Origin of the sequence: Loigolactobacillus jiayinensis (assembly GCF_003946445.1) — a bacterium.
Taxonomy (GTDB): Bacteria; Bacillota; Bacilli; order Lactobacillales; family Lactobacillaceae; genus Loigolactobacillus; species Loigolactobacillus jiayinensis.
Genome location: NZ_RHOF01000087.1, coordinates 1 through 9,450, shown reverse-complemented (window position 1 = coordinate 9,450; position 9,450 = coordinate 1). Strand labels below are relative to the sequence as shown.

Below are 9,450 nucleotides of genomic sequence, written 5' to 3'. Positions count from 1 at the left end.
CCTGAGTCGTTAAGTACAAAGAAGTAAGTTTCTAAATTTAATAATACGAGGAGGTGTAACTATGCGCCAAGCAAAAATTACGCGTGATACGCAAGAAACACAAATTACGGTTGACCTTAATTTAGATGATGCTAGCGTCATTAAAATTAATAGCGGCATCGGTTTTCTGGATCATATGCTAAATGCTTTTGCCAAACATGGCCGGTTCGGCTTGATTGTTGAAGCCAATGGTGACTTGAACGTTGATCCGCATCATACAACTGAAGATATTGCAATCGTGTTGGGCCAGTGTTTCAAGCAGGCACTAGGCGATAAGGCAGGTATCGAACGTTTTGGCACAGCCTATGTGCCGATGGACGAAACGCTCGCTCGCGTGGTGATCGATTTATCTGGACGTTCTTACTTAGTCTTTGACGCTGAGCTAACCAATCCACGGCTGGGCGGGTACGACACTGAAGTTACCGAAGACTTTTTCCAAGGTTTTGCCTTCAACGCTGAGCTAAACTGCCACGCGACTGTTTTGTATGGCCGTAATACACACCATAAAGTCGAAGCCTTATTCAAAGCACTTGGCCGGGCAATGCGTGGTGCGGTGACCATTAATCCAGAAGTTAAAGGGATTCCGTCAACTAAAGGAGTGATTTAATGATCGTTGTTGTCGATTATGATACCGGAAATACGCGTAACTTGAAAAAAGCGTTGGATTACCTCGGTATTGCGAACCAGCTCTCCAGTGATCCGGCGACAATTTTAGCTGCCGACGGTCTGATCCTCCCTGGTGTTGGCGCGTTTCAAAAAGCAATGGCGGCCTTGGAAGCGCGTGACTTAGTTAGCGTGCTACAAACTGCTGCACAGCAAGGTAAACCAATGTTGGGTATTTGTCTAGGCATGCAATTATTAGTTGAAACTGGCTACGAATTTGGTCCGGCAAAAGGCCTCGGTTTATTGCCAGGTGAAGTTGTCCCAATTCCGACTGATCTCGGTTTAAAGGTGCCACATATGGGGTGGAACACCAACGACGTGCTGCAACAGAATCCAGTGGCGGACGTATTTAACCACCAAGCAACTTACTTCGTGCACTCATTTTACGTTCAAACCGCAGCAAAAAATATTATTGCACAAACTGATTACGGCGTGAAAATTCCCAGCATTATTCAACAAGACAATGTGATGGGAATGCAATTTCACCCCGAAAAAAGTGGCCAAGTTGGACTACTTGGCTTGGCGCGCTTCAATAAGGAGTTGGTCTTAGCATGAACTTATACCCAGCAATCGATTTAAAAAACGGCCGTAGCGTTCGGCTATATCAGGGCCAATTCGACCAAGAAACGGTGGTCAATGATTCACCACTCACTCAGGCCAAACAAATTGCCGCAGCCGGCTTGACCAATTTACATTTAGTCGATCTGGACGGTGCGAAGGACGGTCGTCCAGCAAATCAAGCAACAATTGCCGCTATCGTGGAACAAACGCCATTACAGGTCGAAATTGGTGGTGGTATTCGCACATTAGCGCAAATCGAAGCTTATTTAGCGTTAGGTGTGGTGCGGGTGATTATTGGTTCCGCGGCCTTAACTGATCCAGAATTAGTCACTGCCGCAGTCAAAAAGTTTGGTGCCGCTAAAATCGTTGTCGGTATTGACGGCAAAGACGGCAAAGTCGCTACGGAAGGTTGGCTAGAACAAAGCCAAGTGACGATGGCTGATCTAGTTGCCGCAATGCAAAAAGTCGGCGTAACGACTTTTATTGTGACCGATATCGAGCGTGACGGCACTTTACAAGGGCCAAATCAGAAACAATTAGTCGACTTAGCGGCTCAATTTCCCGCGGCAACCTTTGTGGCTTCCGGTGGGGTCCGCGATGCACGTGATTTAGCAAACTTAAATGCTGCTGGCATCGATCACGCAATTATAGGTAAGGCGTTATTTGCCGGCAGCGTAACTTTAGCAGAATTGGCGGTGATGAGCTGATGTTAGCCAAACGAATTGTACCTTGTCTCGACGTCGATCATGGTCGCGTCAAAAAAGGCGTTAACTTTGTTGATTTAACTGATGTTGGTGATCCAGCAGAAATTGCTGCAGCGTATGAAAAACAAGGTGCCGATGAACTAGTTTTTCTCGATATTACAGCAACTAATGAAGCTCGCGGTGCTATGGTCGACACGATTGAAAAAGTTGCTGCACAAGTCTTTATGCCGTTAACCGTTGGCGGGGGCATTAAAAGTGTTGCCGACATGCAAGCTTTGTTAAAGGCCGGCGCCGATAAAATTGCGTTGAATTCAGCTGCGGTGACCCAGCCGGAACTGATTCACGCCGGTGCCGAAAAGTTTGGTCGTCAATGTATCGTGGTTGCCATCGATGTTCGGTGGGATGAGGCGACGCAAGAATATCGAGTTTACGTCAATGGTGGCCGTAAAGCCACTGATCTTGAAGCCATCAGCTGGGCTAAAAAAGTAGTGGCACTTGGTGCTGGTGAATTATTAGTGACCAGTATGGATCGTGACGGCACCAAATCCGGCTATGATCTGGCATTATACCAAGCGTTAACCGCGGCGGTTAATGTGCCGATCGTTGCTTCCGGTGGTTGTGGTAAATTGGCGGATTTCAATGACCTCTTTGCTAAAACTGATGTCGATGCTGCTTTGGCGGCCTCCGTATTTCATTATGGTGAATTGACGATTCCACAAGTTAAACAAAGCCTACGCGAACAAGGAGTGATCGTTCGATGATCCAATTAGATTTCAGTAAATTGCCACAACAATTATTGACCACCGTGATTACTGATGCCAGTAACGGTGCGGTTTTAATGGTGGCCTATATGAATGAAGCTAGCTGGCAAAAGACATTAGCAACCGGCGAAACATGGTTCTGGTCACGTAGCCGGCAAGAGTTGTGGCATAAAGGTGCAACTAGCGGGAATACGCAAACGGTCGTCGACATCCGCGTTGATTGTGATGCCGACACCTTATTGATCAGTGTTAAACCAGCTGGTCCCGCATGCCATACCGGCCATTACAGCTGCTTTTATCGTGATATTCACGGCCGTGATTTAGAACAAACAAATAATTAAACTATTAAAAGAAGGCAATCAAGATGCAGACAATTGAAGAACTTTATCAACTTATTTTACAACGGAAAAATAAACCAGAGGCTGGTTCGTATACTGACTATTTATTCACGAAAGGCTTAGATAAAATCTTGAAAAAAGTCGGTGAAGAATCGACCGAAGTCGTAGTTGCGGCCAAAAATCCTAGCGATGAAGATTTTGTCTACGAAGTCAGCGACCTTGTTTACCATGTGCTTGTGTTAATGGTAGATCGTGGCATCAGCGTTGATGATATCAAAACTGAATTGGCTAAACGTGAAGGGCTAATGAGTAAAACTAAAGAACGGCGCGAAATCGACAAGCTTTAATTAATGAGGGAGGAACCGCGATGCTGAAAAAAACCGTCAGTCAGTTACAACCATATGTACCAGAAACGCCATTACCGGAGTTAGAAGAAAAGCTCGGCCTCGCTAAGGTGGTTCGCTTATCGGCCAATGAAAATCCCTTTGGCACTTCGCCAAAAGTTCAGCAAGCCTTACAAAACTGGGACTTCAGTAACAGCCGCTATTATCCAGATGGCGATGCCAGCGCCTTGCGCCAAGCTGTCGCTGAATACATTAATGTAGCGCCAGAACGCTTGTTGTTTGGTAATGGATTAGATGAAGTAATCGAACTCGTATCGCGGACCTTTTTAGAAAATACGGATGAGGTGTTGGAACTAGGCCCGACATTTTCTGAATATAAATTACATGCGCAAATTGAAGCTGCAGTGGTGCGCGATGTGTCAGTTCAAACTGATGGCATAGCAGATTTAACGGCTTTAGCTGCCGCAATCACACCACAAACGAAGCTGATTTGGTTGTGTAATCCGAATAATCCTACCGGGACTGCAGTTACTTGTGCCGCCATTGCTGAATTCATGGCGCAAGTACCAGAAAATGTATTAGTATTGATCGACGAAGCCTATATGGATTTTGTTGACGATTTGACCACTTATACGGCGCTACCATTGTTGACACAATATGCTAATTTAATGGTACTGCGAACCTTCTCGAAGGCATATGGTTTAGCTAATTTTCGGGTCGGCTATGCGGTTATGCCGCCTAAATTAGCACCTAGCTTGCAGTCAGTCCGCTTACCGTATAACTTAGGTGCCGTCGCGCAATTAGCTGCTAAAACAGCCTTAGCGGATCAAGACTTTTTGCAAACAACCGTAACGCGTGTACAAAAAGCACGACAACAGTGGGAAGAATTTTTGCAGCAAAACGGCTTTACTTTTTACCGTTCGCAAGCTAACTTTACTTTCTTTAAGGCACCACAAGCACTAGCTTTAGCGGATGATTTGCTACACCATGGCTTCATTGTCCGCACTGGCTTACGGCCAGATTGGTTGCGCATCACCTTTGGCACTGCGGAACAGAATGCAAAATTACAGCAATTGATTTTGGCATTTTATCAGCAATAAAATAATCGTCAGTAAACAACTCTAATGTTGTTCACTGACGATTTTTAGTTGCTTGTAATAATAACTTGATAATCTAATGGTCGCTTGCTGGCTAAAATCACCAAGCGTTGTTCGGGTAGGCGCACCAACTTCACTATGTCCGTTTGTTCACCTAACTGCCAGCTGAAGCCAACCGTTGTGCAATCGATGACCAAGCAAGGTGCAACCAATTCAGGTACCGACCAGCGCTGGGATTGGTGTGCTTGTAACTGTAAATGTTGTCTAGTTACAACTAGCTTAACAGGGTACTGGCGGCGATTATCGGTTGGTAAGTACAGGGTTGGTTGTTGGCCTACGCCAAAATTTAATTCCAAATGAAATTCAGCTGGTGCTGGCGCTAATAAAACACGCTCGGCACCATGTAAATAGCCGTTAAAGACTTGCTTCATCAATGACGGTCGTGTTGTGCTTACCGCGTTCCGCGTTGAAAACAGTTGGTTCTAGCTGATCAGTGGCCACCACGAAAGTGAACGCGGTGTTAGTAGCGACACCCCAGTTGCCTTCCTTATCTAAGGCGACAACGGAAACGGCACCAATATGGCCACTGCGATGATAAAGTTCATCGACAAATGGATAAACGGCTTGGTCACACGCTTCTTGCGGTGTTGCGCCGCCACGAATCAGCTCGTTGATTTTAAAGGGGAGCATACCCTTCATTAAATCTTCGCCTAAGCCAGTAGTTACCACGCCAGCGACTTGGTTATCGCAGTAGAAGCCTGCCCCAGGTAGGGGTGCATCGCCCACGCGGCCTTTAGCTTTCATAAAAATACCGGTTGTCGACGTACCCGTATGCAGACGACCACGATAATCTAAGCTGATCACTGAAACTGTATCATGCGTATTCAAGACATCATGGCGGGTGGCATTTTTACGAACTTGTTTGCCCCAAAAGGCTTGCATCTCTGGTGTCAGCATACTTTTGCCAACGAAACCGTGCCGTTGCGCGTAAGCATCAGCACCGCTACCAGCTAAAAAGTTATTTAATTGCTCGTGGGATAAGTTACGGGCCACAGCAATTGGATGAGCGATATCATGTAAGGCTGCGACGGCGCCGATACTCAAAGTATCGCCATTCATAAAGGCAGCGTCCATTTCCACGGTTCCTTCAGCGTTAGGCAAACCGCCATAGCCCACCGAATTAAATGCTGGATTGCTTTCGACATTCTCAATTGCGGTTTGTACCGCATCACCGCTGGGCCGACCATCACGTAATTGTGCCGCAGCACTGGTTACACCGGCCAAACTCATTTGCCACGTTGAAATAATTCCCCAAGTCATATGGATTCCCCCTTAAAATAAGGCTTAATTTAATTTGTACATGGAACAGTCACTTCATTATAAGCTATTTACACACAAAAATGAAAAAACGTGAGCCGACTTTTTGGCTGCACGTTTTTGCGTTAAGCAACGACTAAATTCGGTAATCGTAACTGCTTTTCACCAGCGCGCAACGCCAAAATATAGCCATTTTTAACAATTAGTGTGTAACGAATGTTGGGTCGCAATTGTAGGCGTTGGCCCAGATTGTTATAAATCGATAAAGCTGTGCTTGTCACAATGCTCAGCCCCCTTCATTTGTTCCTACCTTCATTGTACTGATTATGCCACAAAATATCAGCGATTTAGTCACTGATTTAGATTACAGTTTGGTAACATTTTCAAAAAGTAATTAACGCTGTTGGCGGATAATCAGTCGATGCTAAAATGTAGAAGAAAAATGACCTATTTTCAGAAATAAACAGGAGGCACTACTTAAGCGACAACAGGTTAGTCAGCGATAACTTCGATCACGACTTTACCTTGTGTATGACCAGCTTCCAATAGGCGATGCGCAGTGATCAGGCTAAGCTCTGAAAAAGGCAGACTACGACCAAGTGACAATTGCAACTTGTCGTGGCTAAGTAGGTCGACCAAATGCTGTAACTCAGTGCCATCGGGCTGTAAATTAAAATCAGTTTGAGTGGCTAAGTAGTGGCCGTTTGCCCGTAATAGTTCCGTGGACAGTGGCGTAGCGGTTAAATCAAGCAGTGCATCATAACGCTGTTGAGCAGCAGTTGCCGCAGTGACTAAATTAAAATCAGGCTCACGAGTCGTGTCAGCGGTGATTGCCGTTACCTTAGCACCAATGCCCACCGCTAATTGTGTGGCTAATTGACCAGCACAGGTTGAAAAATCGTTGATCAAAACAGTTTGCTGCTTCTCTACTGCTAAGTGGGTGACGATGGCTTGCCAAGCCGTCAAGCCAGCTGTTGGTAGTGCTGCAGCTTGGCGAAAGCTGATGTTATCGGGCTTGTAAGCCAAGCACTTAGCTTCAATGGCAACATATTCTGCGGCTGCTCCTGGTGTTATTAGTGGTAAACGCGCTAAAACAGCATCATCAACTAAAAAATCAGTGACTGCAGAACCTACAGCAACAATCGTTCCAGCCAGATCCCAGCCTAAAGCCAGCGGAAAGGCGGCAGGAATTTGTGTAATAAGTTGACCAGTCCGCAGCTGCAAATCTAATTGGTCGATCGAAAAAGCGTGCACTTTTACTAGAACTTGTGTCGCCGAAATTTCTGGTTGTGGGCGTTCCACTAAATTTAACGCCTTCGCTGAACCAAATTGATTAATTACCATTGCCTGCATAACCTTGATAGCCTCTATTCGTCATTAATTAGCTACCATTATTATACAATTAGGAACCAATGTCCACGATATTAGCTTTCATGCGTTTTTATTGCTAGAAATTATTATCAATGTTACTTTATTCTTATTAAATCAATAAGATAGAGGTGTAATAAATGAATGATTTTGACATTCAAAAACGCTACCTGCAATGCGTTACGTATATGATCACTAAACTGAAAATGTTCGATCAAGGTTTCCGTGATTATGAAGGCCGTTATTTACAAGTAATGGAAACACGAGAAGCAACAACTATTGAATTAATCGAATTAAAAGCTAATTTTAAGCGTAGTTTAATTAATTTTGGTAGTTTAGTTGATCGTTTTCAAGAATTAGAAGCACCACACAAGTATCAGCGGCAACACCAACATCTCATTCAAATTTATCGAGATTATGCTGCTGCAATTTGCGATATGATCGATGCCTTTAATGTAACTGAGTACGCTATTTGTCATCATAAACAAGGTGACGGTCACGCCCAGCGTACGCGTAGCCTGACTGAAATAAAGCAGTTATTGACCGAAGAATATCAATTAGGGAAAACGGGTTAGATCGTTATTCCAGTAAAATTGGAAACGAATTCTTTGCTTTAGTTTTCGGTGCGTGCTAACTTGATGATGAACACTATTTGCAGGATAAGTTAAAGGAGGCTATTGGCATGATGTTTGATGTACTGTTTATTGGTAGTGGGCAAGGCGCTTGGAATGGCGCAATTCCTATGAGCCAAGCTGGATTAAAAGTTGCAGTCATAGAAGAAGGTTTGTTTGGCGGTGTCTGCAGCAATCGTGGCTGTAACGCTAAAATTACTTTAGATAAGCCCGTTGAATTAATGCGCAACATTGAACAGCTACAGGGGCGCGGTTTTGATACAGTACCGCAAATTAATTGGCCCGACCTGATGGCGCACAAACATGAAGTGATCGGTCGTTTAGCTGCTAGTAATGAGCAAAAATTAGTCAAAGCTAATGTTCAGGTCATCAAGGGCCATGCGACGCTGACAGCTGAGCATACGGTATTAGTTGACAATACTGAATATACAGCTGAAAAAATCGTCTTGGCATTGGGTCAGTTGCCACATCGATTGGATATTCCTGGCCAAAATTATTTGCACGATAGTACCGACTTTATGGCATTAACGAAAATGCCGCAACGCTTAGCAATTATTGGTGCCGGCTACGTTGGTATGGAATTCGCCGCGATTGCTAATGCCGCTGGCTCAGACGTTACTGTGGTGCTGCGCGGTCATCAGCCGCTACGAGAGTTTTATCAGCCATATGTTGAACGCTTGATCATTAGTTTGCGCAATCGTGGTGTAAAATTTCTCTATGATCAAACGATTGACTCTGTGACCGAGGTAGCAGATGGTTTCCGCCTCCAGGGGGCCAATCAATTTGCGTTGGCGGCTGATTATATTGTTGATGCTACTGGACGGCTACCACATGTTGATGATAGTGGCTTAGAGGTTTTAAAAATTGCGACCAATAAAAATGGCATTGAAGTCGATGATCACTTACAGACTAACGTGCCGGATATCTACGCGACAGGGGATGTAGTCGCAAAATCACAGCCAAAGATCACACCGGTGGCCATTTTTGAAGCACAATATTTGGCGCAGTTATTTACTGGTCAAACGACTCAGCCAATTAATTATCCGAGCATTGCCACAACTGTTTTCACCTCGCCACGAATTTCTCAAGTTGGCGTTAGTCCTACTGTTGCTGCGCAGTCACCGCTACAATATACGGTTGAAACTTTTGATTATAGTGAGGACTGGTTCCGCCAAGTTCAGAATGAAGCAGACGGTAGTTTAACGTTAGTTTTTGACCAAGAACACATCTTGGTTGGTGCTGTGGAGTATAGCAATGAAGCAGTCGATACAATCAACGGCTTACTGGAAATTATTGAATTACGCTTGACCCATGAGCAAGTTCAACGCTTTATTTATACATTTCCGAGCTTACAGCATAGCTATTTTCGCAAAGTTTAATCCAAAATGTGTGCCGGTATTGAATTCGACTGGTACGCATTTTTTTGAGGTTTGGCTGTAGGTCGAGCTAGTTAGCTTCCATTCCGTCGCCAGTGGACGGAACGAGTGGCGCGTTGGCGAGCTAATTTTTCCTAGATAAACGCAAAAGCGGACGGAAAAATGGATCTCGCCAGCCACGCATAGTTCTAAATGGCACAACCCACCATTAAGAACTATCGACACATCTGGCCCACTGGCGACTCCATTC

General features: G+C 44.8%; 14 protein-coding genes. 9 read left to right on the top strand and 5 right to left on the bottom strand.

The features are described from left to right. Positions 1 to 61: 61 nt before the first annotated feature. Genes hisB through hisC form a run of 7 tightly spaced genes read left to right on the top strand, consistent with a single transcriptional unit; the run spans position 62 to position 4,510 of the window. Positions 62 to 646, top strand: coding sequence for an imidazoleglycerol-phosphate dehydratase HisB (gene hisB / locus EKM80_RS14005; protein WP_125554234.1), 585 nt, complete (start codon positions 62 to 64; stop codon positions 644 to 646). Continuing rightward, a complete protein-coding gene (hisH, locus tag EKM80_RS14000) occupies positions 646 to 1,257 on the top strand; it encodes an imidazole glycerol phosphate synthase subunit HisH (RefSeq protein WP_125554232.1) in 612 nt (203 codons plus the stop codon). The genes hisB and hisH overlap by 1 nt, the downstream gene beginning before the upstream one ends. Next, positions 1,254 to 1,970 (top strand): 1-(5-phosphoribosyl)-5-[(5-phosphoribosylamino)methylideneamino]imidazole-4-carboxamide isomerase, encoded by a 717-nt coding sequence (hisA, locus tag EKM80_RS13995; protein WP_125554230.1) that lies wholly within the window; start codon positions 1,254 to 1,256, stop codon positions 1,968 to 1,970. Before hisH ends, hisA begins: the two co-directional genes overlap by 4 nt. Further along, complete coding sequence (gene hisF, locus EKM80_RS13990; RefSeq protein ID WP_125554228.1) at positions 1,970 to 2,728, top strand: imidazole glycerol phosphate synthase subunit HisF; 759 nt, start codon at positions 1,970 to 1,972, stop codon at positions 2,726 to 2,728. The genes hisA and hisF overlap by 1 nt, the downstream gene beginning before the upstream one ends. After that, the gene (gene hisI / locus EKM80_RS13985; RefSeq protein WP_125554226.1) at positions 2,725 to 3,069 is read left to right on the top strand and encodes a phosphoribosyl-AMP cyclohydrolase; all 345 of its coding nucleotides are present in this window, start codon (positions 2,725 to 2,727) and stop codon (positions 3,067 to 3,069) included. Before hisF ends, hisI begins: the two co-directional genes overlap by 4 nt. A gap of 23 nt (positions 3,070 to 3,092) precedes the next feature. After that, positions 3,093 to 3,413, top strand: coding sequence for a phosphoribosyl-ATP diphosphatase (gene hisE / locus EKM80_RS13980; RefSeq protein ID WP_125554224.1), 321 nt, complete (start codon positions 3,093 to 3,095; stop codon positions 3,411 to 3,413). 20 nt (positions 3,414 to 3,433) lie between these two features. Then, positions 3,434 to 4,510, top strand: a complete 1,077-nt coding sequence (gene hisC / locus EKM80_RS13975; RefSeq protein WP_125554223.1) for a histidinol-phosphate transaminase — start codon at positions 3,434 to 3,436, stop codon at positions 4,508 to 4,510. Between the two features lie 44 nt (positions 4,511 to 4,554). On the opposite strand, the gene EKM80_RS13970 is transcribed toward hisC, so the two are convergent. From EKM80_RS13970 to EKM80_RS13960, 4 genes are all read right to left on the bottom strand, one after another. Then, positions 4,555 to 4,938 (bottom strand): hypothetical protein, encoded by a 384-nt coding sequence (locus EKM80_RS13970; protein ID WP_125554221.1) that lies wholly within the window; start codon positions 4,936 to 4,938, stop codon positions 4,555 to 4,557. Then, positions 4,922 to 5,827, bottom strand: a complete 906-nt coding sequence (locus EKM80_RS13965) for an isoaspartyl peptidase/L-asparaginase (protein ID WP_125554219.1) — start codon at positions 5,825 to 5,827, stop codon at positions 4,922 to 4,924. Before EKM80_RS13965 ends, EKM80_RS13970 begins: the two co-directional genes overlap by 17 nt. Positions 5,828 to 5,949: 122 nt before the next feature. Further along, a complete protein-coding gene (locus EKM80_RS14945; protein WP_164509586.1) occupies positions 5,950 to 6,105 on the bottom strand; it encodes a hypothetical protein in 156 nt (51 codons plus the stop codon). A 211-nt stretch (positions 6,106 to 6,316) separates the two neighbouring features. After that, entirely contained in the window at positions 6,317 to 7,177 is an 861-nt protein-coding gene (locus EKM80_RS13960) for an NADP-dependent oxidoreductase (RefSeq protein WP_125554217.1), read from the bottom strand. Between the two features lie 155 nt (positions 7,178 to 7,332). On the opposite strand from EKM80_RS13960, the gene EKM80_RS13955 reads away from it, so the two are divergent. Together EKM80_RS13955 and EKM80_RS13950 are read left to right on the top strand one after the other, a co-directional pair. Further along, positions 7,333 to 7,767 (top strand): hypothetical protein, encoded by a 435-nt coding sequence (locus EKM80_RS13955; RefSeq protein ID WP_125554215.1) that lies wholly within the window; start codon positions 7,333 to 7,335, stop codon positions 7,765 to 7,767. A gap of 110 nt (positions 7,768 to 7,877) precedes the next feature. Beyond that, on the top strand, positions 7,878 to 9,203 hold the full coding sequence (locus tag EKM80_RS13950) for a dihydrolipoyl dehydrogenase family protein (RefSeq protein WP_125554236.1): 1,326 nt from the start codon (positions 7,878 to 7,880) through the stop codon (positions 9,201 to 9,203). Here EKM80_RS13950 and EKM80_RS15075 read toward each other — a convergent pair. Further along, positions 9,174 to 9,450 (bottom strand): hypothetical protein (locus EKM80_RS15075; protein ID WP_225418898.1); only part of this gene is annotated, 277 nt, incomplete at its 5' end. The two genes, EKM80_RS13950 and EKM80_RS15075, sit on opposite strands and share 30 nt — an antisense overlap.